Source organism: Alloalcanivorax dieselolei B5 (assembly GCF_000300005.1).
Lineage (GTDB): Bacteria > Pseudomonadota > Gammaproteobacteria > Pseudomonadales > Alcanivoracaceae > Alloalcanivorax > Alloalcanivorax dieselolei.
On sequence record NC_018691.1, the window covers coordinates 2,242,908 to 2,265,355 of the forward strand.

The following is a 22,448-nucleotide window of genomic DNA, read 5'->3' on the forward strand; positions in this document are numbered from 1 at the left end:
GGTAAATGATCTTACACGAACCTGAACTGATCGAGGAATACTCCGATAAAGGCTACTGGGGTGACAGAACCCTGCTGGATCGCTTTGCCGCCAATCGTGCCGCCTACCCGGACCGGGAAGCGGTGGTGGATCCCCCCAATCGTGACGAGCTGGTCGGCACACCGCCCCAGCGGCTCAGCTGGGCCGAGTTTGGTCGGGCCGTGGACGCCACCGCCGCCGAGCTGGCACGCCGGGGCTTCGGCAAGGACGACCTACTGGTGGCGCAGTTGCCGAACATCTGGGAGCTGGCCATGCTCTATCTGGCGGCGGCCAAGGCCGGCGGTCTGCTTTCCGCGTTGCCCCTGCAATGGCGAAGCAAGGATGTGGGCTATGTGAAAGAGATCACCGGCGCCAGATTCTACGCCTCGGTGGAAAGCTTCCACGGCTTTGATTACCGGGCCCTGGGGCAGGAGCTGGGCTTCGAGCACTACATTGGTCTGGCGGCGCTGACCGATATCGCCCATGGAGATCCGGGCCGGGTCCCGGAGGTGCCGGTGGATGCCAATGACATCTTCACCCTGTGCTGGACTTCGGGCACTGAGTCAAACCCCAAGGGCTGCCCCATGAGCCACAACAACTGGGAGTACATGACCAACCTGGTGTTCACCACCTGTGGCCTGCGCGAGGGTGACCGCATTCTGTGTGTGGCACCGCTGGTGAACATGACGGCGGTAGGGGTGAACTACCTCCCCTGGCTGGCGGCGGGGGGCACCCTGGTGCTGCATCATCCGATTACGCCGGAAATCCTGTTGCGCCAGCTGACCGAGGAGCACATCGAGTACACGATTCTGGTACCGGCAATGCTGAACATGATTGTCAAGTTGCCCAACGTGGACCAGCTGGATCTCTCCAGCGTGCGGACCATCACCACCGGTTCGGCGCCCCCCTCGGCCTGGTCGATGCAGGAGTTCAAGCGCCGCTGGGGCATCGAGATCGTCAACATCTGGGGCCAGAACGAGGGCACCAGTCTGGTAGCCGGCCCGGCCGATGTGCCGGACCTGGAGATGCGGGTGGATCACCTGCCCTGGTGGGGCAAGGCAGGAGTCCAATGGCCTTCCGGCGTCAGCGGGGTCGAGCTGAAAATTCTCGGCGATGAGGATGAGGAGATAACCGAACCAGGTGGCATCGGCGAGCTTTGCTATCGCAGCCCGGGTGTGTTCGCGGGCTACTTTCAGCGCCCGGATATTACCGCGGCTTCGTTCACTTATGACGGCTTTTTCCGCACCGGCGACCTTTTCATCGTGCGGGATGACAGGCACCTAGGGTTCTATGACCGCAAGAAGGACATCGTGATTCGGGGTGGTTACAATATCTCCAGTGTGGAGGTGGAGAACGCGGTGCTGGGCTTCGGCAAGGTACGGGACGTCGCGGTCATACCCCAACCGGACGAGATCATGGGCGAGCGGATCTGTATTTGCGTGGTGCCTGTTGACGAGGATAACCCACCGATCCTGGAGGAAATCAACGACTACTTGAGGGAGCAGGGCATGAGTGTCTACAAGCTGCCGGAAAAGATGAAACTGATCAACGCCATTCCCCGCAATCCGGTGGGCAAGATTCTGAAGAAGGAATTGCGAGCCCTGTAGCCGGTTCGCCGTCATGCCTCTCATTGGGTGTCTCCAAATGACCCCGTATTGTCAAAAAATGACCTCGCTAGGCTGCTGTCACACAACCATGGTCGGGAACAAATGGTGCTGCTGAAACTTCCACCGTTGCATAGACAGCCGGCTGGCCTAATTGCAACTGCGCATCCTGTCGGAGGAACTTTTAAGCGTTTCGACAACACCGGAATCGTCGACGAGTTTGAACGGGTTGCGGTCCAGCTTCGCGCGCGTCCGGTTCGGTGGAAACCACGGAAACGGGCGGGTTACCAACCCCGTCTCGCGCCTGCCATAACAACATAACACCAGTCAGGAGATCTTCGAAATGTCCGCTATAGCCCAGCTGAAAGCAATGCCCGAGGCCCGTGCGGCCCTCAGGGAGATTTTAGGCCAGTTTGGTTGGGGCGCGTTGGCGATTGGTGGCGTCCGGGCCGCGTGGCGTAGCCGGCTTAAGCGACAGGAGCTTCCGCGGCAATTCTTGCTTGCTCTATGGGAGCATTGGGGAGATCGTGAGGCGATTGTCGACGGTGATCGTCGGGTCACCTTCGGTCAATTCAGGGATCGAGTTCTCCGCCTGGCCAATGGCCTGCACCGGCTGGGTATCGGCGAAGGCGAGGCGGTGGCCGAGGTGATGCACAACGGCGCGCCATGGTTCGAATTGATGCTGGCTTGTACGCTCAGGGACAATCCCATGCCGATGCTCAATTGGCATCTCCAGCCCAAGGAGTTGGCGGAATGTATCAACAAGGCCTCGCCAAAGGCTCTGGTATTGGGGGGCGCCTTTGTGGAAGCGGTACAGTCGGTTCGTGATCAGTTGACCACCGTCGAACACTTCATCGTGGTTGATGCTGACGAGTTGCCCGAGGGTATGATCGCCTACGAGTCACTGATCCGGGACAGCCGGTCCATACTCCCAAGCGGCAAGCTGGGCATGGCCCCAAAGACCTACAGCGGCGGTACCACAGGGACGCCGAAATACATCAACATCGACCGGGACCGGCTGACATCGGATTCGGCCGAGGCGCGGCGGGGCGCCTCCAAGGAGGAGGTGACCCGGTTGGGGTTGATGCAGATATCGGCCTTTCATTTCTACAAGATCGGCAAGATCCGGGATCCGATCAGCAACAACATCCGCACGCTGATTCCGGGGCCGCTGTATCATGCCGGGGTACAGATCGCGGTGTTGCCGTTCTTTCTCGGCGGCACTGCGGTGCCCATGAGCAAGTTCGATCCCGAGCTCATGCTTAAACTTATTCAGGACGAGCGTATCAACTGGACCTTCGTCGCCCCGACCATGCTCGAGCGCATCCTGGCACTGCCCGAGGCTCTGAAGTCCCAATACGACCTTTCCAGCATGCGGGTAATCATTTGCGCGGCGGCGCCTTGTCCGCCCAAGGTCAAGCGCGAGATCAACGCACTGTTCCGCCGCCAGGGAGCGTCGGATGATGTCTTCCATGAATACTACGGCGCTTCGGAGAGCGGCCTGATCAGCGTTCTCGCCAGCGAGGACTACCAGAAGAACCCGAAGCGCTACGACAGCGTTGGCAAGCTGCGGGCGGCGGAATGCCGGATCTATGACGAGGAGACCGGCACCTGGACCCCACCCGGCAAGGAAGGGAAGGTGCTCGTGCGCTCCCCGATGGCCCTTGCGCTGAACTATGTCGGCCTCAGCGAAGAGAAGATGAAGGAGAATTACATCGGGGTCGAGGGCAAGCTCTGGTACGACGATGGTCTGATTGGTTATGTGGACGAGGATGGTTTTCTGTACCTGACTTCACGGATCAAGGAAATGATCATCTCCGGCGGGGTGAATCTTTTCCCCAATGAGATCGAGACGGTTATCAAGCGGCATCCGGCGGTTCTTGACGTTGCCGTGGTGCGGGCGCCGGACAAGGACCTGGGCGAGGTGCCGGCGGCGGTAATTGAGCTCAAAGAGCACCAGCAGGCCACTCGCAAGGAGATCATCGAGCACTGCAAGACGGAGGGGTTGTACGGTTTCAAGCTGCCGAAGATCGTGGACTTTGGCGAGCTGCCCCGCAACTTGGCCGGCAAGCTGCCGAAAAAGCAGCTTGAGGAGAAATACTGGAAAGGTGTCGCCCGGCACGGTTAGCGGGCTGTTGGAAATGCCTTGCGCGCTCTGGCTGTTACCGACCTGTCAATCTTGTATAGGATCCGGCCGGTTACCGGCTGATCATGGAGAACGTCAACCACGGGCGCATCTATCGCGAGGTGGGGTCAACGCCAGCGGCGGCGGCCCCGGGGACTGGCGATATCGCCATCCGGCTGACGGAAGCCCGGTGACGTGAATCGCATTCAATCGAGCCCCCGCGCAATCAGCTCCTTCATGATCTCGTTGGTGCCGCCGTAGATCTTCTGTACCCGGGCGTCGGCGTACAAGCGCGCGATGGGATACTCGAGCATGTAGCCGTAGCCGCCGAAGAATTGAAGGCACTCGTCGACGATCTCGCACTGCTTTTGTGTGCACCACCATTTGGCCATTGAGGCCGTCTCCGCGTCGAGTGCGCCGGCGATCAGGCGCTGGATGCAGTGGTCGATGAACACTTGGCCGAGAGTCACTTCGGTGCGCCGCTCGGCGAGCCGGAAGCGCGTGTTCTGGAAGTCGAGTAGGCGCTTGCCGAAGGCCTTGCGCTCGCGCACGTAGGCCAAGGTGTGCTCCAGGGCCGCCTCGGCGGCAGCGATGGCGCCGACGCCGATGATCAAGCGCTCTCGTGGCAGTTGGTTCATAAGTTGGTAGAAACCCTGGCCCTCTTCGCCGCCGAGTAGGTTCTCGGCCGGCACCCGCAGATCATCGAAGAACAACTCAGCGGTGTCCTGGCCTTTCTGGCCGATCTTGTGCAGAAGCCGGCCGCGGCGGAATCCGGGCTGCTCGCCCGGCTGTTCGACGACCAGCAGCGAGACGCCCCTGGCGGCCTCGGCCGGATTGCTCTTGCAGACGACGATCAGCAGGCCGCAGTGATGGCCATTGGAGATGAAGGTTTTCGACCCGTTGACCACATAGTTCTCGCCTTGGCGTTCGGCCCGCGTGCGCACGGCCTGTAGATCCGAGCCGGTGCCCGGCTCGGTCATGGCAATGGCCCCCACCCACTCGCCGGAGGCGAGCTTGGGAAGCCAGCGACGCTTCTGCTCCGGCGTGCCGCAGCTGACGATGTAGTGGCTGACGATCTCATGAACGCCCTTGGCCCAACTGGTATTGCCGGCACGGGCCTGCTCCTGGAGGATCACGGCCTCATGGGCGAAGCTTCCCCCCGCCCCGCCGTATTTCTCCGGCACGTCGGTGCACAGGAGGCCGGCGGCGCCTGCCCTTGTCCACAGCGTGCGCTCGACGTGCTGCTGGGCGTCCCAATGTTCTTCGAAGGGGGTGATTTCGGTGGCGATGAATTTCCGGACGTTGTCGCGGAACAGCGTTAGTTCTTCGTCCATCCAGGGTGATTGATTAAACGTCATGGTGTCCATGGCCTCACATTGAGAACCCGCCGCCACAGAGCAGCGTCTGACCGCTGATGTAGTTCGACTCCGGAGTGCAAAACAGATAGACGGCCCCGGCGGCCTCGGCCGGCGTGCCGGCGCGCCCGAGCGGCACCATGGCCTCCATGGTCTTGAGCAGATCGGGGTTGACGCCCACCTTGATCTTGCGGCCCTCCACATCGATGCTCGCATCAGAGCCTGCTTCCGCCTCTGTGAGGCGCGTTTTGATCAGTCCGAAGGCCACGCAGTTGACGTTCACCTTGAGCCTGCCCCATTCCTTGGACATCGCCTTGGTCAGGCCGATCACCGCCGCCTTGGCGGCCGAATAGTTGGCCTGTCCAGCGTTGCCGCCGGTGCCGGCGATCGAGGCGATGTTGACCACCTTTCGGAATACCTCGCGCCCTTCGGCGGCTTCTTTCTTGGCCTGCACGCGGAAGTATTCGGAGGCCGCGCGCAGAATGCGAAAGGGCGCCGTGGCGTGCACGTCCATGATCGCCTGCCACTGCTCATCGCTCATTTTCTGAATCACGTTGTCCCAGGTGTAGCCGGCGTTGTTGACGATGATGTCCAGACCGCCCAGCTGTTCGATTGCCGTGTTCACAAAGCGTTCGGCAAAATCCTCCTGTGTCACGCTGCCGATGCAGGTCACGGCCCTGCCGCCGGCGTCCTTGATCGCCGCGACCGTTTCCTCCGCCGGGGAGGCATCAAGATCGTTGACTACCACGCTGGCGCCTTCGGCGGCGAGTTTGAGGGCGATTTCCCGGCCTATCCCGCGCCCTGAGCCGCTGACGATGGCCACTTTATCTTGAAGTTTCATACGCAGTCCTGCTTTGTTGGTGATGGAAAGGACGTGTTTCAGGCCAGCGCCACCAGGGCATCGCCGGCGAGCTTGACTTCACCCTGTTTATCGACCACGCCGATCTCTAGCCGGGCCAGTGTTTCGTGGCCGTCCTCGGTGATTTCAACGATCTTGCCGGTGCAACTCAGCCGTGCGCCGACTGGCGTGATGGCGGCGAAGCGGACCGAGAACCGGCGCAGCCGGGTCTGCGGTGCCCACTGGGTCAGAAAGCGGCCCAAATAGGCCATCGGCAGCATGCCGTGCGCGAACACGTCCGGCATGCCATAGGCCTTGGCAAAGTCGATGTCAATGTGGATCGGGTTGTGGTCACCCGAGGCGCCGGCGAACAGTGCCAGCGTTGCGCGCGTGATGGGCGGAAGCTCGAGCGGCGGAAGCGCCTGGCCGACCTTGACCTGGTCACGAGTGGGGGCGTTCATGCTGCGTTCTCCTGCGGGTTGCGGACGACGATCACGCTGCGTGCCTCGAGCACGGTCTCGCCAGTCGCGTCCTTGATCAGCGAATCCTTGACGATGAATTCGAGCGCACCGCTCTTCTTGCCGTAGATGTCGCTAATCTTTGACTCGACGCTGAGCACGTCGCCGGCACATACCGGCGCGTGATAGGTGAAGCTTTGCTCGCCGTGCAGGATGCGTCCGATCGGCACGTTCAGCGTTTCGAGCAACGTGGTCATGGTTCCGGCATCGAGGTCGGCGCCCATCAGAAAGGTTGGTGGTGCCGGCAGGCTGCGGTAGCCGGCTGCCCGGGCCGCCGACTCGTCGAGGTACTCGGGCCGCGTTTCGCCGGTGGCTTTGGCGAAAAAACGTAACCGCCCCTTCTCGACCTCGAAGCTGACGGTCGGCAGGCGCAGCCCAATGTGTTTAGTGTCGATCATAGTTCGTCCTCTTCAGGTGGCCTGGTACATCGTCACCACGCAGGCGCCGCCCAGGCCGAGATTGTGTTGGAGCGCAATGCGCGCGCCTTCGACCTGGCGGTCCGCGGCCTGTCCTCGCAGCTGTTGGACCAGCTCGGTGCATTGCGCCAACCCGGTGGCGCCCAATGGATGACCCTTGGAAAGCAGCCCGCCCGAGGGGTTGGTAACCACGCGCCCACCGTGGGTGTTGTCGCCGTCCTCGACCATCTGCTCGCCGCCACCTTCCGGCGCCAGCCGCAGTGCTTCATAAGTCAGCAGCTCGTTGGTGGCGAAGCAGTCGTGCAGTTCCACGGCGTCGAGCTCCTCCGGACCGATGCCAGCGGCCTCGTAAACCTGATCGGCGGCGGCGCGCGTCATGTCATAGCCGACCAGTTGCATCATGTTGCGCGCCTCGAACGTGCTCGGTGTGTCGGTGGTCATCGCCTGCGCCAGGATGCGCACTCGGTGATCGAGAGCGTTGGCCCTGGCGAAGGCTTCGGAGCAGACGATGGCCGCCGCCGCGCCGCAGGTCGGCGGGCAGGCCATCAGGCGGGTCATTGGGCCGATCAACACCGGGGAGTCCATCACTTCCTCCACTGTCACTTCCTTGCGGAACAGCGCCACCGGGTTGCGCGCGGCATGCCGGCTCGCCTTGGCGCGTATTTTGGCGAAGGTCTCCGCCTTGGTGCCGTACTTGTCCATGTGCGCCATGCCCGCGCCGCCAAAATAGCGGATCGCCAGCGGCACCTCGGGCTGTCCCACCAGCTCCTCGCAGATCCGGTCAAAGGGTTCGAAGGGGGTCGGCCGGTCGTTGTAGTAGCTGCCCAGCGCTCCCGGCTTCATTTGCTCGAAGCCCAGGGCGATCACGCAGTCGGCGGCGCCGGACTCCACCGCCTGGCGTGCCAGGAACAGGGCGGTCGAGCCGGTGGAACAATTGTTGTTGACGTTGACCACGGGAATGCCGGTCATGCCGATTGGGTAGAGCGCTCGCTGGCCGCAGGTGGAATCGCCGTAGACATAGCCCACGTAGGCTTGCTCCACCTTGGCGTAGTCCAGCCCGGCATCGGCCAGGGCCTGACGCGCCGCCTCGGCACCCATCTGGTAGTAGGGCGCGCTGGCGCCGGGTTTCGCGAACGGCACCATGCCGACGCCGCTGATCACCGCTGTGTGTTTCATGCTTTTCTCCTTACCCTCTAGTATCACCGTGCATTGCTTGTCGCACTGCATCCCGCACCACTTCCGGTCTCTCCATGGGCAAAAAATGGGTTGTTCCAGACAGAACGTTCAACTCGGCGGAGGGTAGCAAGGCATGTAGGCGCCGGCGCGCCCTTGGCGAGAAGGTTGAGGCGCGTTCCGCGGCCAGCACGACCATCGGACACCGCAATCGTCGGACGGCGGGCCAGGGGTTGTGTTCGGTATGGGCAAAGGTGGTGCTTTCCCATTCCGGCGTACAGGCCAAGCGAAAACGATCATCATGGGCCACGAGGCCGTGCTCAACATAGTTTTCCAGCCATGCTTCCGGCCAGGTTCTGAAGCCACCACGGCCACGAAAGTTCTCCAGTGCGGCGGCGCGCGAGTCAAACACCCTGCGGCGACGTGCGGCTCCGGCGGCCAGTGAAAACCGCTGTGACTGGCGTAGCAGCTTGGCCGACCACAATCGCCAGCCCTGCCAGGGGTCCATGATCACCGGTTCCGCCAGGATCAAGCCCCGCACCTTGTCCGGTCGTCGGGCCGCGGCCATGATACTGGTCGTGGCACCGATCGAATGACCCGCAAGCCAGACAGGCTCATCCAGACTTTCCAGCCAAGCGACAAGGTCTTCGTAGTACGTTTCCCAACCGCGGAATGTTTTAATATCGGCCGCCTCGGCGCTGGCCCCGTGGCCCCGCATATCCCAGGCCAGCACGTTGCAATCGTCAGCCAATTCGTCGAGCAGCGAGCGGTAAACCTGGCTATGGAAGCCCGTCGCATGGGCCCAATGCAGGGTGGGGCGTTCGCGCGATCCGGGCCAGCGCCACAGCGCGATTTGCCGCCCGTCCGGGGCAGTGAATCCGTCACGCTCGATCACGTCACGCGTCTCAGTAGGATTTGGGTAAGCCAAGGACATGTTCTCCGATGTAGTTGAGCAGCATTTCGTTGTTGATTGGTGCAACCTCCATTAACCGTGCCGAAGGCCATAGCGTGATGATGTCGTAGTCCCGGTCGAAACCGTAGCCGCCGTGGGTCTGCAGGGCGGCCTCGACGGCTTTGACCGCCGCGCGAGAGCCCAGCAATTTCGCCATGTTGGCATGAGTACCGGCATCGCTACCGGCGTCGAACGTCGCAGCCGCGTGGATCATCATCAGCCGTGCTGCCTCCAATTCGGCCTTGGCCTCGGCCAGCCGGTGCTGTATAGCCTGATAACCCCCGATGGGGGTGCCGAAAGGTTTGCGTTCGTTGGCGTAGGCCACTGCCTTTTTGAGAGCGTAATTGCCCAGGCCCACGGACATGGCGGTGACCAGCAGGCGCTCCGAATTCAGCGCCTCGAACATTCCGGCCAGGCCCTGTCCCGGGTTGCCGATCAAGCGACCCGCGTCGAGTTTGACGTCATCGAAAAAAACCAGGTATTGCCGCTCCGGCCAACCGACGTCGATATTCAGGGGCTGTAGTTCCACGCCGGGCGCGTCGGTATCCACCACGAACAAGGACATACCCTCAGTGCGTCGTTTGACTTCGCCGGCCTTTTGGGTGCGGGCCACGACCAGCATTCGATCGGCGTCCGCCGCACCGGAAATAAAAACCTTGCGCCCGGTCAGCCGATAGCCGTCACCATCCGGTGTCGCCAGCGTGGACATCGCGAAGCTGTTGGTCCCGGCATCCGGCTCGGTGATGGCGAAGCACAGTTTCTCGGCCCCGCTGATTGTCGGCTTGACGAACCGCTCTATTTGCCTGGGTGTGCCATTGCGGATGATCGGCACTCGCGCAAAGCCAGTGAGCAACAGCATGGGCAGCACCAGCCCGGCCTCGGCCAGCGTTTCCATCAGCGCGACCAGTTCCACCTGGCCGCCGCCCGAGCCCCCCAGGTCCTCGGGAATGGTGATGCCAAGCAGCCCATATTCGCCCAGCGCTTCCCAGGCCTCCTGAGGGAATCGGTGATTATCGATGCATTCGCGCATGTATTCCCGGGAAAAGCCTTCGCTCACGACGCGGGTGGCCTCGCGAATGTCACGCATGCGTTCGGCTACGCGGGCTTGGTCGAACTGGGCTTCGGACGCGATGCTCATTATCGTCTCCTCCTTGCGCTCACCCCTCCGGGGTAAATAGGTTGCGTTTGCCATCGTGGTGCACGCGGCCCGTGCGATTGAGAAATTCCTCGTTCGTCATGGCATTGAGCAGGTCCGTGTCGGTGGGAGTGTTGGCAACAAACCGCCGACCATCGCTCAGGCGGCCCAGCACAATACCCTGGACCGGGCGGTCGGCGCGGTCGTGCATGACAGTGTAGGTCTCGATGCGGGCCTTGCCCTGCGCCTGCTCCACCAGTTCCACGACGGGGCCGGCGTCGATCTCGGCTTGCAGCCCGGCCGGATCGATCGGCCGCCAACCGCCGACGGGCGGTCTTCCGCCGTAGAGCCCCAGCGAATGCTTGCTCATGTACCAGCCTACGCCGCTGACCAATCCGGTGGTGCTTCGGTCGGCGCGGATACGGTTCATGATCTCGGCAATGGCGTGGGTGCAATAGTTGTTGCCGGGCCCGCCATGGTAAGCCAAGCCGCCCGTGACGGTCAGTGGCCGGGGATCATGCACGGAGATACCCAGCGCGTCGCGCGCCATCTGTACAGCGCTGGGGAAACAGCTGTACAGGTCCAGGTGATCGATCGCGTCGATCCCGAGTCCGCTGGTCGCTGCCAGCCGCTCGCCGCAGGCGGTGATCGCCGGCGAGCGGGAAAGATCCGCCCGCTGGGAGACGAACCAATGATCGTGGCCGTTTGCCGCGGCCAGGGGGTACACCCAGCGTTCAGGGTCGATGCCCAGCCGCCGGGCCTTGGCCACGGACATCATCACCAGCGCGGCGGCCTGATCCACCGCGATGAGGGCGTTCATGTGCTTGGTGTAGGGCGCGCCGACCATGCGATTTTTGGGTGAGCGCTCGGCGATATCGGCCGCCGATAAAGGGTCGCGGCGCCAGGCTCGCGGATTGTCGACCGCGACGGCGTTGAATCGGGCATAGAATTCGCCCAGCATTCGTCGGTGCTCGACTGGGTCAAGGCCGTAGCGACCCCGCAGCGCCTGCTCGAACAACGGATAGATCTGGATGGGCAGATTGAGCCCGTGGCGTTGTTCCGCCGAATTGGTCGGCTCGCGGTCATCGCCGAGCAGTCGCGGACCCTCGCCGGTGGCGGTGTCCAGCACTCCGGACAGGCCGGCGCCCTTGCCGCGCATCTGTGTGGCAAGCGCCTCGCCGCCCGCGATCAAGATACAATCGAGACCACCGGCGGCGATGCGATCGGCATAGTAACCGACCAGCCATTGACCCATGTTCCCGCCTATGGGGGTGTAGAAGCGCTCGCCGGGGTCGATGCCCAGATGCCGCGCCAGGGTGGACGGGGCATCGGAATAAGACGGCGCCAATATGTTGAGACACGTTAACGACTGGATCTGACCCAGAACCCCGGTCACACCGCAGTCCGCCGCCGCGGCTCGGGCAGCCTCGGCGACCAGGCCTATGGGGGTGCGCTCGGTATCCGGTTCGCGCGCGCTGATCTGGCCGGCGCCGACCAGCACCGGTGTTGTTTCCTCATGAGTCGTCATCGGCGAATAACCTCCGCAACGGTATCATCTCCGGGAAAAGGCCTGCTGTTGGACGTCAGCCTTGAGTCACCTGATAGCCATCCTGCCGGATAGGCCTTTTTGAAATGGTAATGAGCCATGGGCAGGCGTTTCGCTCGCCAAAGCATCTCGAAAGAGGTAGAAGGTCGAAGCATGGGCGCGTCGCCATGATGATCGAAGTAATAGCTGTTAGAGGCCGCGCAATTGTGGTTAAGGAACACCGTCCCTTGTTGGCGTCGTTGGATATTCCGGAAGTAGCGATCGTGCACGTCTTGACGAATCTCCACGCAAGTCGCGTCCCGCTTTCGGGCGGCCTCGATGCAGCGCGCCACATGAATCGCGTTACCCTCGACCATTTTGAAATAGGATGAACCAATCAGCGCGTATGGACCCAGCATGATGTAGAGATTGGGGTAGCCGGGTACTGTCAGGCCCTCGTAGGCCTGGTAACGGTTCCGCTCCCAGAATTCGCCCAGATCCACACCGCCGCGTCCCACGACTTCATAGGACGGCAGATTGCCCTTTTCGAAAACCTTGTAGCCGGTCGCCAGGATCAGCACGTCGATCTCGTGCTCAATGGCATCGATGGTCTCGATGCCCTTGGGAGTGATGCGTTGGATAGGAGTGGTGATCAGATCGACGTTGCTACGGCTGAAGGTGGAAAAGTAGTTGTTGGAAAATGTCGGCCGCTTACAGCCGAAGCCATATCGCGGGGTTAATTTGTCCCATAACTCCGGGTTATCGGGCAATTGCTCGCGCATGTTGTTGACGCCGGCGCGCTGGGCCCAGTGCACCAGGCAGGGAAAGCGCCGATAGTAAACCGCCGCGATGATCATCAACGATTCGGTCAGCGCATCGGTGGTGGTACGTACTCCCTGCTGGGCCAGGCTCGACCAACGAAAGACGGTGCGCATCCAGCCCGGCATACGGACATCCGGTTTCTTGAGTACCCAGATGGGCGTGCGCTGATAGACATCCAGATGCGCCACCCGCGGGGCGATTTCGGGAATCAGCTGCACCGCGGTGGCGCCGGTACCGATCACCGCCACCCGCTTGCCGGTGAGATCCACTTTGTGGTCCCAGCGCGCGGTGTGCATGCGCTCGCCCTGAAAATCCTCGACCCCTTCGATATCCGGCATCTTCGGCGAGATCAACCCGCCGGTGGCGGACACTAGGTGGCGTGCGGTGACACATCCCTTGTCGGTTGTCACCCGCCACAAGTGCTCGCCTTCATCGAACTCGGCACGCTTCACGCTGACGCCGAAACGTATGTAGGGATAGAGGCCGTATTTGCTGGCCACACGGCGGGCGTAGTTCTGCAGCTCGTCACCCGGCGCGAAGACCCGCGACCAGTTCGGATTCTGCTCGAAGGAAAAAGAGTAGACGAAAGAAGTGATGTCCACCGCCACGCCGGGGTAGCGGTTGTCGCGCCAGGTGCCGCCGACATCGGCGGCACGCTCGATGATCGATAAGGATTTCACGCCGCGGCTGAGAAGCTCGATGGCCGCGCCCATTCCGGCGAAGCCGGCGCCGATGATCAAAATCTCGTGGTCGGGTTCAGCGCTCCCGTGGCGCGGCGCCCGCTGGCCACGACGGCTTTGTTGAATCCGGTCCTCCGCGACATTCATAGTGGTCCTCCTTCCAGTTTTTGGCAGGTCGCTTAGCCGCTATGCGCGAGGCGCAGTTTCGTCCGTGCCACGGCCCGGGTGCATGCTACGGGCGCCGACAAATGCCGGCGCATAAAGCCGACTATTTCGGTAACGTCCTGGCGCGCCTCCGGCAACATGGAATGAAACACCGGCCACACATGTGGCATATTCCAGCGGGCGCGCAGGGTCACGGCCACGCCGGCCTGGCGCGCACGGTGCGCTACCCGATAGGCATCATCACGCAGGGCCTCGGATTCGCTCACAGTGAGCAAAAGAGGCGGCAGGCCACGGAAATCGCCGTATATCGGTGAGACATAGGGATCCCGGGGATCATGGCCGGCCAGATACAGATTGGTGGCCATCTCGATCATGCGTGGAGTCAGCATGGCATCGCTGGCCGCGTTGGCCTGGCGCGACGGTGTATCGCCAACCGCATCGGCGCCGGGCGAGATCGACACGGCGCAGGCTGGCATGCGGGGGGAGGAATCGGGCGAGGCGGCCTGCGCATCGCGCAGCCTCAGCAGCGTGGCCAGAGTGAGGTTGCCACCCGCGGAATCTCCGATCAGGGCCAGCGGCTCGTCAGGATAGTCCTCGGCCAGCGCCTTGTAGGCATGGTGGGCATCGTCGAGGGCGGCCGGGTAGGCCGCCTCCGGCGCTAGGCGGTAGTCGATCCAGAACACGCGTGCGTTCAGTCTCTTGGCCAGCTGCCCGCAAAGCTCAGCATAAGTAGGGAAACGGCCACTGATAAAAGCGCCACCGTGGAGATACAGCACGGTGGCCGTGGGCTGACTGGGGCTGACACGCACCGCCGGCACGCCGGGTGGCACGGCCGGTTCATTGCCAATGGTGGTCTTGCGCGCGGTGACTCCGGACGGCAGCCCGCCCGGCAGGCGGGCCACCGCGGCGATGCGCCGTAACCGCATCACCAACTCGTCGGGACTAGCCGGCTCGCGCTTCATCAGTAGCCGAAAACCACGGTCGGCAACTCTTGCCGAGAATGATGTCATGATTTGCCTCCTGCCGGATATCAGCCCCCGGCTAGGCGATACGCCTCGCCCAGCGCGCGAGCGTATAGCCGCGGCGCGTAGCGCTTGAACCGCCATATGAAACGCCCGTCGAACTGCGGCACCACATAAAGCTGCTTTCGATCGAGGGCGTCCAGGGTCCGGCGTGCCACCTGGTCGCTGGTGGCGAAGGTCCACTTGCGCATGGCCGCATGGGCGAAATCGCCGCGGTGCTCGGGCAGGCGCGCCTTGTCCAGAATGTTGGTGGGTATCACGGTGGGACACAGGGCCGAAACATGCACGCCGGTGCCGGTCAGCTCGGCCGCCAGAGTTTCGGAGAGTGAAAGGACCGCGGACTTGGTCACGTTATACGCACTCATCTCCGGCGCCGCGCCGAAACCGGCGGCCGAAGCCACGTTGACAATGCCGCCGTAGCCCAGTGCGCGCAGCTTGGGTGCGAAGAAGTGACAACCATGAATGACGCCCCAAAGATTGACTTTGAGGCACCAGCGCCAATCGCCAAGCGGCACTTCTCCGATGCGGCCGCCTACGCCCACCCCGGCGTTATTGACCACCAACGTCATTGGCCGTCCGAGCAGCGATTCGGCCTTGTCGGCGAGCGTGGCCATCTGCTTTTCGCTACCTACGTCGCAGCGGTAGGCGACAGCCCGACCTTCGCCCAATTCCGAGAGTATGCTGGCGGTTTGCTCGGCGCGCTGGCGGTCTATATCCGCGCAGATCACTGATCCGCCACGGCGCACGATCTCATAGGCGAAGCTGCGGCCGATGCCGCTGCCCGCCCCCGTGACCAGGGCCGCTGCCCCCTCGGAGGGTTTCAGTGTTTTACGCTTGGCACCGCTCACGCCGCCGTCACTCGTTCCGCTGTTGTGTCACGCCTGTTATCGTCATGCCATTGCCGGAATGCTTGGTAAGCCTGCTGGGCATCACCGGTTTCCTCGTAGGCGCGCTTCCAGGCGTGGATGACTTCCCGGTTATCGGCGTCCCATGGATGGAAGCGGGGGGAGAGAAAAGGCAGCGTATCGATCACAAAAGCTCGGGTGAAGATTCCAGGTGCGAAGTACAACCACTTAATGGCGCGCAGTGCCGAGGGGATGTTCGTGAGCTGCCGATCTTTCCAGAGGAAATACAGCCAGTTACCGTGCACCAGAGGCAGGAAAAGGGCTGTACCCAGAGCGAGCGTCGCCATGCGGATTGCGTAAGCGCGGACGCCGCCCCCGCTTACCTCTCCGAACACGTCGAAACTGACTGACTTGTGCTCCGTCTCCTCCACGAAGTGCCAGAACAGCATGGCGGCGACTTCCTGCCTGGTATCGTCCCACAGTTCCGGATGATCGAGCATTACCTGGGAAATCACGGCCGTGAAATGCTCGAAGTTCGCGGCCATGGCGCACTGGGTGGCGCCGCCCAGGTAGCGTTGAAGGGGCTTTCTGATCGCCTTGAACACGGCCTCCGCCCGGTCTATTGGAATGCCGTGCGCGACCATCGCTTCATTCATGGCGTCATGCTCCCGTGCATGGGAGCGTTCCTGTCGAATAAAGCTGATCGCGGCTTTGCGCACTGACGGATCGTGAAGATTCTCGAGTTGCTTACTCGTGGCCTGCATGACCCAGCGCTCGCCGTCCGGCACCGCGGCCAGGATCGCGTTCATCCAGTGAGTGATCCACGGATCGTTGTTGAACCAGTGGCGCGGCACCGTCTCCGGGCTCATGCCGAAATTCAAATCCCTGTGTTCGACTTCATCGTAACCAATCTTGCGGCTCGCGATCACCATGTCGACCTCCTGAGTAGTTCGACTGTTGAGTCACTTTATTTGGGCGATTGACCAAATGTCAAGGCCCGAAAAAAAGCAGTCAGTGGATATCTTCGCGCGCCGGGAAACAGATCGCGTCAGACCGGCGGGAAAGGCCGGTCGAGATACGGTACAAAAGAAAGGAAACGGAATGCCGGAGCGTGGTACCGGACGACCCTAGGGGGCAGGGGGTAGAGTGTGCCGGGAACCGGCGTGCTGCCGGTACTGATCGGGCGAAAGACCGAACCAGCGCTTGAAGGCACGCCTGAAATTGGCTCCGTCATGATAGTTCATCAACGCGGCGATGGCTTCGATCGAAAGCTTGCTGTCACACAGGTAGCTGATCGCTTGCCGGGATAGGATTTCGTCACGAATTTTCCTAAAACTACTGTTTTCCTCCTTGAGCTTGCGAGCGAGAGTGCGTTTGCTCATGAAAAGGGAGGCCGCTGCTTCGTCTTCGCTGAGCGAACCGGGGGGTCTCGATAGCATCATCTTCTTAAGCCGGGTCTGGTAGCTGGGCTTGTGGTTCTGAAGCTCGGCAAGCATTGATTCACATTGCTCAAGAGCCAGGCGGTAATTTTCATGATTGGCGGAGGCGTTCGGTTCCCGGCACAGTGCCATCGGCAGTTTTAGTGTGAACTTATCGGAGCCAAAACGAATGCGACCGGGCAAGTAGTCCGAGTACATCGCGTGGTACTCAGGTGTCCGGTGGGTAAAACAAATTTCAGCCTCATGTAATGGGCGACCGACAACGAACTCGCCGAATTCAAGCAGCACCACGATCATGGTATCCGCCAGGCAACGCTCGATATCCGCGTCCAGCGGCACTTGGAAGTCCAGTCGGCATTCCAGGTGTTCTTCAGCTTCCTGCAGGTGTAGCTCGACGATGCTTGCGCGAGTAGGTAGGAATGTCTGAATCGCCTGTAGCGCGGTGAGCAGGTCCGGACTGCTCGAGGCGGCAAAACCGATGGCGCCGTGGGTCGCCGGGGTCAGACGCTTACCCAGCCGTAAGCCGAATTCAAACTGGCCCGACAACGCCAGTGCATTGCGCAAAATACGCACCTGGTGAGCTGGCGTGAGCAGACTGTCCTCGCCCAGAAATTGCGCGATACCGAGACCGGTACCTTGCAGCAACGAGGGTAGCTGGCTGACGGTTAAGTCCAGCTCGCGGGCAATAAGTCGTGAATAGTTCGACGGAATGCCGCCTTCCGAAGCTTTCGGTTCACCCTTCTGCTGTGTCATTGATACTGTCCGTTGATAGGCATGCCTGTCTTTAAATGACCCCAGTGTGTCAATAAATGACCTCCCTGGCAAGCGAATCAACAACCACGATGCAGTCATTAAGTTACTTGCTGGAGAAAGGTCTTGGGTAAGATTACGTTCATTGAGCATGACAGTACCGAGCACATTGCCGAGTTTGAATCTGGTTCCTCGCTGATGCAGGTTGCTGTTAATAACGCTGTGCCCGGCATCGACGGAGACTGCGGTGGGGAATGCGCCTGCGGCACCTGCCACGTGATAGTGACCGATGAATGGTTCGGAAAGACCGGGGAAATAAATGATGCTGAAGAGCAGATGTTGTCCATGACTCCGGAGCGGGCAGAAACTTCTCGGCTGGGCTGTCAGATTCGAACCACTGAGGCGATGGACGGTATGACCGTTCTGTTGCCTGAATTTCAGATGTAGCGGGAGGTCACCATGTCAACCAAGTCAGGCACGAACGATGCCATGCAAACAAAGATGATTAATGCCACATCGAGATTGGTGCCTATGCACTTACAGATCAAGGCACTCAAATCTCTGATGAAAGCGAAGAAAAAGGCACTGGGGTCAACACGCCCACAGGTCAAGTTTCTCGAACGGCCCGTGCCTGACGTCAATACCCTGGCACTTGAGGATATTGACACCAGCAACCCTTTTCTGTATCGGCAAGATCAGTGGGGTGCCTATTTCAAGCGGTTACGTGATGAGGCACCGGTGCACTTCCAGAAAAGCAGCCAGTTCGGGCCATTCTGGTCGGTGACACGCTATGAAGACATTTTGTTCGTCGATAAAAATCACGAGCTCTTTTCCTCCGAGCCACAAATCATTCTGGGTGATCCTCCGGAAGGGTTGTCGGTGGAAATGTTCATCGCCATGGATCCGCCAAAACATGATGTGCAACGCCGGGCGGTCCAAGGTGTGGTGGCACCCCAGAATCTCAAGGAAATGGAGGGGCTGATCCGGCAGCGCGCCGCCGAGGTGCTCGACAGTCTGCCCCTGGACAAAGCTTTCAACTGGGTGCCGGCAGTGTCCAAGGAGTTGACCGGGCGCATGTTGGCAACGTTGCTGGATTTCCCTTACGAGCAGCGTCACAAGCTGGTTGATTGGTCGGACCGACTGTCCGGAGCATCTTCGGCGACTGGTGGCGAGTTTACCGACGAAGACATCATGTTTGACGATGCCGCGGACATGGCCTGGTCATTCTCGAGGCTTTGGCGAGACAAGGAGGCACGACGCAAGGCTGGTGAGCCTCCGGGTTTCGACTTGATCAGCATGCTACAGAGTAACAAGGATACCCGGGATTTGATCAACCGTCCGATGGAGTTTATCGGCAACCTGGCGCTGCTGATTGTTGGCGGCAATGACACTACCCGCAACTCCATGAGCGGCGGTGTGTTGGCCCTGAATCAGTTCCCCGAGGAATTCATCAAGCTGAAGAAAAACCCGGAATTGATTCCGAACATGGTTTCGGAAATTATCCGCTGGCAAACTCCACTCGCGCACATGCGCCGGGTTGCCACGCAGGACGTGGAGCTGCGTGGTCAGACCATTAAGAAAGGGGACCGCGTGTTGATGTGGTATGCCTCGGGTAATAGGGACGAACGAAAGTTCGAAAATCCCGACCAGCTTATTATTGATCGCAAGGACGCGCGGAATCATATTTCCTTTGGCTACGGCATTCACCGTTGCATGGGAAACCGTCTGGCTGAGTTGCAATTGCGGATTTTGTGGGAAGAGTTACTCAAGCGCTTTGATAACATAGAGGTCGTGGGTGAGCCCGAGCGTGTGCAGTCCAACTTTGTGCGGGGCTATTCCAAGCTAATGGTCAAGTTGACCGCAAAAAATTGAATTTACGTCCGGAGCCGATGTCACCCGAACAGTTCGATTATGTCGTGGTTGGGGCGGGCTCGGCCGGATGCGTCGTCGCCAACCGTCTATCCGAATGCGGCCGCCATTCGGTGCTGTTGCTCGAGGCAGGTCCGGAGAGCCGCCGCAATCCGTTCGTGAATATGCCGCTGGGCTTTCTGCAGCTGATCTTCAGTCGTCGCGTCAACTGGCAGTTCAATACCGAGCCGCAGTGGCACATGTATGGCCGTGCCTTATATCAGCCACGAGGTAAGATGGTCGGCGGGTCCAGCGGCATGAACGCGCAGGTCTACATTCGCGGACATGCCCGGGACTACGACGAGTGGGCACGGCTCGGTTGCGAAGGGTGGTCGTATGCCGATGTGTTGCCTTACTTCCGAAGATCCGAACATTTCGAGCCGGAGCTGGCGGCTCTTGAAACGGCGTTTCATGGTCGGGGTGGCCCGCTTAATATTGCCGAGCGCCGCTATACCAATCCGCTAAGCACGGCGTTCGTCAAGGCGGCGATGCAGGCGGGCCACCGGCGCAACCCGGATTTCAACGGACGTGAACAGGAAGGCGTGGGCTACTACTATGTTTATCAGAAGGACGGCGCGCGCTGTAGTAATGCGCGTGCCTATCTCGAACCCGCGGCGTTTCGGTCCAACCTGACTGTCCGCAGCGGAGCGCACGTCACGCGTGTGTTGCTCCAGGGCGGCCATGCCACCGGTGTCGAATATCGGAGCGTGAAGGGGCTGGCTCAGGTCCGTGCCCGGCGCGAAGTAGTACTCTGCGGCGGCGCGTTTAATTCTCCGCAGTTGCTGATGCTTTCTGGAATTGGGCCGCGCGGTGAACTGTCCCGGCACGGGATTGAATTACGTCATGAGCTGGAGGGCGTCGGACGGAATCTGCAGGATCACATCGACGTGTTCGTGCGTGTTAGAGCGCGCGACCGCCAGAGCATTTCCATGCATCCGAGCTACTGGTTCAAGGGCCTTCGGGCCCTGCTGCAGTATCTGAGCGGTCGCCGCGGTGTACTGTCGAGTAACGGCGCCGAGGCCGGTGGGTTTATTCGTTCCCGTGCGGAAGAGCCGATCCCCGACTTGCAACTGCATTTCGGGCCGATGCTGTACGCTGATCACGGGCGGGACATGAAGACCGCGATGAGCGGTTATGGTTACATCGTGATGATTTATGGGCTCCGGCCTTTGTCGCGCGGCCACGTCGGTTTGCACAGTGCCGATCCCTTCGCGGCACCGCTGATAGACCCCAATTATATGGCTGAGCCCACCGACGTCGAGAAACTCGTTCGGGGGGTGCGTTTAGTACGCAGGATTCTGGAGCAGCCGGCTTTCGCGTCTCACCACGAGGTCGAGATATCGCCGGGACCGACGCTGCGCAGTGACGAAGAGCTCGCCAGATGGGTGAGGCGTAGCGGCGAGTCGGCCTACCACCCTGTAGGTACCTGTAAGATGGGATTGGATCCAATGGCGGTGGTCGATCCCCGACTGCGCGTGCATGGCCTCCGGTCCCTGCGGGTGGTTGATGCTTCCGTTATGCCGACCCTGGTGGGCGGAAATACTCATCAGCCGGCGACCATGATTGGCGAGAAGGGGGCTGAGATGATTCTCGAGGATTTCAAGGTGTCCCGCGGCCGATCGCGGTATTGAGTGCGGCGTGCTCGTCCCCATGGCGTTTGTAATCGTGAAATTGGACCCCAAGGCACAGTAAAAAAGAGACAGGCTATGACGAACAATCAGAAACAAACGACGGTCATCGTTGGCGGCGGGCACGCGGCGGGAGCGCTTTTGACAACACTGTTGCAAAAGAAGTATCAGCATAAAGTGATTCTGGTGGGCGAAGAGCCCCACCCACCCTATCAGCGCCCGCCTCTGTCCAAGAATTACCTGACAGGCGAAGTTGATCAGGGTTCACTGTATTTGAAGCCGATCTCAATATATGAAAACGCGGGTCATCAGTTGCGGCTCGGTGTGCGAGTCGTGCAAATCGATCGAAACAACAAGATCATCCGGTTGTCGGACCAGAGCACCTTGAAATACGATCAACTTGTCCTGGCCACGGGATCGCGTGTTCGGCGTTTGAATGCGCCAGGAGCGGACTTGAAAGGCATTCACTATTTGCATGATATAGCCGATGCGGATAACTTGCGTCAACAATTAGTTGCAGGGAAACGTTTGGTCATCGTGGGTGGCGGTTATATCGGTCTCGAGGTCGCCGCCAGCGCAAACAAGAGCGGCGTCGATGTCACCGTACTGGAAGCCGCTGATCGGCTTATGCAACGGGTTACTGGGCCGGAGATGTCCGCATTCTTTTACGCCAAGCATACTGACGCCGGCGTGGATGTACGTTTGAACACCGCGGTTACCGGCTTCGAAGCGGGAGAGCAAGGTTGTGTGACTGGCGTGAGATTGGCGAACGGCGGTATCGTGCCGGCCGATATCGTGCTTGTTTCCATCGGTGTTCTTCCGGAAACCGCTCTGGCCGAGGCCGCGGGCTTGCCCTGTGATGACGGTATTGTCGTTGACGAGTTTACTCGTACCGCGGATCCCGCTGTCCTGGCGATCGGCGACTGTACCCGCCACCGGAATCTGTTATTTGAAAAGATGCAACGACTTGAGTCCGTGGCGAATGCCGTCGATCAGGCCCGTACGGCGGCCGCGACGCTTATGGGTGAGCGCGTGCCCTATAAAAGCGTGCCGTGGTTCTGGTCGAACCAGTTTAACGTACGCTTGCAAATGGTGGGGTTATCTCAAAACCACGATCAGCGGGTGGTTCGCGGCAATCCCTCGGATGAAGCGTTTGTGGTATTCTATTTACAGGGAAGCCGGCTGGTGGCCGTTGACGCGGTAAATATGCCCATGGCCTTCATGGTCGGGAAGAAGCTCGTATATCAAGGCAAGGACGTCAGTGTTGAAGCATTGAAGGATCCGAGCACCGAATTGAAATCGTTGGCATAAGGCTTGATACTGAAGCAGCGCCGCCATGCGGTGCGACGCAGACCGCACGCGGCCCGGGTCTCTTTCCCGGCCAGCTGACCAAGGCCGGTGGTGCTCACCCGATGACTTGTGAGAAAATCAATGGGGCCGCGCGGATCTTCGGCGCGACGAGCCATTCCGGGGGGAGTCGTCGGTCTGATGCAGGCAATGGGCTCTCGCAATTCGGATTCGCGCCGCACC

Annotated in this window: 19 protein-coding genes; 6 read left to right on the plus strand and 13 right to left on the minus strand. The window is 60.8% G+C overall.

The annotated features are described in order from the left end of the window. Positions 1-5 precede the first annotated feature (5 nt). Positions 6-1,625 (plus strand): class I adenylate-forming enzyme family protein, encoded by a 1,620-nt coding sequence (locus tag B5T_RS10115; RefSeq protein WP_014994405.1) that lies wholly within the window; start codon positions 6-8, stop codon positions 1,623-1,625. Between the two features lie 340 nt (positions 1,626-1,965). Beyond that, complete coding sequence (locus B5T_RS10120) at positions 1,966-3,750, plus strand: AMP-binding protein (protein WP_026949627.1); 1,785 nt, start codon at positions 1,966-1,968, stop codon at positions 3,748-3,750. 203 nt (positions 3,751-3,953) lie between these two features. Here the strand turns inward: B5T_RS10120 and B5T_RS10125 are convergent, their stop codons facing one another. The 13 genes from B5T_RS10125 to B5T_RS10185 form a co-directional block, all read right to left on the minus strand. Beyond that, positions 3,954-5,114: an acyl-CoA dehydrogenase family protein gene (locus B5T_RS10125; RefSeq protein WP_014994407.1), complete on the minus strand. Its 1,161-nt coding sequence runs from the start codon at positions 5,112-5,114 to the stop codon at positions 3,954-3,956. Positions 5,115-5,118: 4 nt separating this feature from the next. Beyond that, entirely contained in the window at positions 5,119-5,943 is an 825-nt protein-coding gene (locus B5T_RS10130; protein ID WP_014994408.1) for an SDR family NAD(P)-dependent oxidoreductase, read from the minus strand. 38 nt (positions 5,944-5,981) lie between these two features. Next, positions 5,982-6,401 (minus strand): MaoC family dehydratase, encoded by a 420-nt coding sequence (locus B5T_RS10135; RefSeq protein WP_014994409.1) that lies wholly within the window; start codon positions 6,399-6,401, stop codon positions 5,982-5,984. Further along, on the minus strand, positions 6,398-6,856 hold the full coding sequence (locus B5T_RS10140) for a MaoC family dehydratase N-terminal domain-containing protein (protein ID WP_014994410.1): 459 nt from the start codon (positions 6,854-6,856) through the stop codon (positions 6,398-6,400). Before B5T_RS10140 ends, B5T_RS10135 begins: the two co-directional genes overlap by 4 nt. Before the next feature lie 12 nt (positions 6,857-6,868). After that, positions 6,869-8,050, minus strand: a complete 1,182-nt coding sequence (locus B5T_RS10145; protein WP_014994411.1) for a lipid-transfer protein — start codon at positions 8,048-8,050, stop codon at positions 6,869-6,871. Positions 8,051-8,060: 10 nt separating this feature from the next. Beyond that, on the minus strand, positions 8,061-8,981 hold the full coding sequence (locus B5T_RS10150; protein WP_026949629.1) for an alpha/beta fold hydrolase: 921 nt from the start codon (positions 8,979-8,981) through the stop codon (positions 8,061-8,063). Continuing rightward, complete coding sequence (locus B5T_RS10155; RefSeq protein ID WP_014994413.1) at positions 8,953-10,137, minus strand: acyl-CoA dehydrogenase family protein; 1,185 nt, start codon at positions 10,135-10,137, stop codon at positions 8,953-8,955. The genes B5T_RS10150 and B5T_RS10155 overlap by 29 nt, the downstream gene beginning before the upstream one ends. A gap of 19 nt (positions 10,138-10,156) precedes the next feature. Then, positions 10,157-11,662, minus strand: a complete 1,506-nt coding sequence (locus tag B5T_RS10160) for an acetyl-CoA acetyltransferase (protein WP_014994414.1) — start codon at positions 11,660-11,662, stop codon at positions 10,157-10,159. Then, the gene (locus tag B5T_RS10165) at positions 11,659-13,308 is read right to left on the minus strand and encodes a flavin-containing monooxygenase (protein ID WP_014994415.1); all 1,650 of its coding nucleotides are present in this window, start codon (positions 13,306-13,308) and stop codon (positions 11,659-11,661) included. The genes B5T_RS10160 and B5T_RS10165 overlap by 4 nt, the downstream gene beginning before the upstream one ends. A 32-nt stretch (positions 13,309-13,340) precedes the next feature. Next, on the minus strand, positions 13,341-14,336 hold the full coding sequence (locus B5T_RS10170) for an alpha/beta hydrolase (protein ID WP_167321214.1): 996 nt from the start codon (positions 14,334-14,336) through the stop codon (positions 13,341-13,343). Positions 14,337-14,356: 20 nt separating this feature from the next. After that, entirely contained in the window at positions 14,357-15,196 is an 840-nt protein-coding gene (locus B5T_RS10175) for an SDR family NAD(P)-dependent oxidoreductase (protein WP_014994417.1), read from the minus strand. Then, positions 15,193-16,125, minus strand: coding sequence for a metal-dependent hydrolase (locus B5T_RS10180; RefSeq protein WP_014994418.1), 933 nt, complete (start codon positions 16,123-16,125; stop codon positions 15,193-15,195). Before B5T_RS10180 ends, B5T_RS10175 begins: the two co-directional genes overlap by 4 nt. Before the next feature lie 195 nt (positions 16,126-16,320). After that, positions 16,321-17,385 carry an AraC family transcriptional regulator gene (locus B5T_RS10185; protein ID WP_014994419.1) on the minus strand — a complete coding sequence of 355 codons (1,065 nt, stop codon included), beginning with the start codon at positions 17,383-17,385 and terminating at the stop codon, positions 16,321-16,323. Between the two features lie 123 nt (positions 17,386-17,508). On the opposite strand from B5T_RS10185, the gene B5T_RS10190 reads away from it, so the two are divergent. The 4 genes from B5T_RS10190 to B5T_RS10205 all read left to right on the plus strand — a co-directional run bounded on the left by B5T_RS10190 (position 17,509) and on the right by B5T_RS10205 (position 22,229). Further along, positions 17,509-17,829 (plus strand): 2Fe-2S iron-sulfur cluster-binding protein, encoded by a 321-nt coding sequence (locus B5T_RS10190; protein ID WP_014994420.1) that lies wholly within the window; start codon positions 17,509-17,511, stop codon positions 17,827-17,829. A gap of 12 nt (positions 17,830-17,841) precedes the next feature. Next, positions 17,842-19,254, plus strand: a complete 1,413-nt coding sequence (locus B5T_RS10195) for a cytochrome P450 (RefSeq protein ID WP_026949630.1) — start codon at positions 17,842-17,844, stop codon at positions 19,252-19,254. 17 nt (positions 19,255-19,271) lie between these two features. After that, positions 19,272-20,921, plus strand: a complete 1,650-nt coding sequence (locus B5T_RS10200) for a GMC family oxidoreductase (protein WP_014994422.1) — start codon at positions 19,272-19,274, stop codon at positions 20,919-20,921. Between the two features lie 75 nt (positions 20,922-20,996). Then, positions 20,997-22,229 (plus strand): NAD(P)/FAD-dependent oxidoreductase, encoded by a 1,233-nt coding sequence (locus tag B5T_RS10205; RefSeq protein ID WP_026949632.1) that lies wholly within the window; start codon positions 20,997-20,999, stop codon positions 22,227-22,229. The last annotated feature ends 219 nt before the right edge of the window (positions 22,230-22,448 follow it).

Excerpts from the sequence above, each read along its gene's own strand:
- B5T_RS10170 (WP_167321214.1), bottom strand. The coding sequence starts at position 14,336 with ATGACATCATTCTCGGCAAGAGTTGCCGACCGTGGTTTTCGGCTACTG.
- B5T_RS10125 (WP_014994407.1), bottom strand. The coding sequence starts at position 5,114 with ATGGACACCATGACGTTTAATCAATCACCCTGGATGGACGAAGAACTA.
- B5T_RS10185 (WP_014994419.1), bottom strand. The coding sequence starts at position 17,385 with ATGACACAGCAGAAGGGTGAACCGAAAGCTTCGGAAGGCGGCATTCCG.
- B5T_RS10135 (WP_014994409.1), bottom strand. The coding sequence starts at position 6,401 with ATGAACGCCCCCACTCGTGACCAGGTCAAGGTCGGCCAGGCGCTTCCG.
- B5T_RS10205 (WP_026949632.1), top strand. The coding sequence starts at position 20,997 with ATGACGAACAATCAGAAACAAACGACGGTCATCGTTGGCGGCGGGCAC.
- B5T_RS10155 (WP_014994413.1), bottom strand. The coding sequence starts at position 10,137 with ATGAGCATCGCGTCCGAAGCCCAGTTCGACCAAGCCCGCGTAGCCGAA.
- B5T_RS10165 (WP_014994415.1), bottom strand. The coding sequence starts at position 13,308 with ATGAATGTCGCGGAGGACCGGATTCAACAAAGCCGTCGTGGCCAGCGG.
- B5T_RS10130 (WP_014994408.1), bottom strand. The coding sequence starts at position 5,943 with ATGAAACTTCAAGATAAAGTGGCCATCGTCAGCGGCTCAGGGCGCGGG.
- B5T_RS10195 (WP_026949630.1), top strand. The coding sequence starts at position 17,842 with ATGTCAACCAAGTCAGGCACGAACGATGCCATGCAAACAAAGATGATT.
- B5T_RS10180 (WP_014994418.1), bottom strand. The coding sequence starts at position 16,125 with ATGGTGATCGCGAGCCGCAAGATTGGTTACGATGAAGTCGAACACAGG.
- B5T_RS10200 (WP_014994422.1), top strand. The coding sequence starts at position 19,272 with ATGTCACCCGAACAGTTCGATTATGTCGTGGTTGGGGCGGGCTCGGCC.
- B5T_RS10115 (WP_014994405.1), top strand. The coding sequence starts at position 6 with ATGATCTTACACGAACCTGAACTGATCGAGGAATACTCCGATAAAGGC.
- B5T_RS10150 (WP_026949629.1), bottom strand. The coding sequence starts at position 8,981 with ATGTCCTTGGCTTACCCAAATCCTACTGAGACGCGTGACGTGATCGAG.
- B5T_RS10120 (WP_026949627.1), top strand. The coding sequence starts at position 1,966 with ATGTCCGCTATAGCCCAGCTGAAAGCAATGCCCGAGGCCCGTGCGGCC.
- B5T_RS10160 (WP_014994414.1), bottom strand. The coding sequence starts at position 11,662 with ATGACGACTCATGAGGAAACAACACCGGTGCTGGTCGGCGCCGGCCAG.
- B5T_RS10140 (WP_014994410.1), bottom strand. The coding sequence starts at position 6,856 with ATGATCGACACTAAACACATTGGGCTGCGCCTGCCGACCGTCAGCTTC.
- B5T_RS10145 (WP_014994411.1), bottom strand. The coding sequence starts at position 8,050 with ATGAAACACACAGCGGTGATCAGCGGCGTCGGCATGGTGCCGTTCGCG.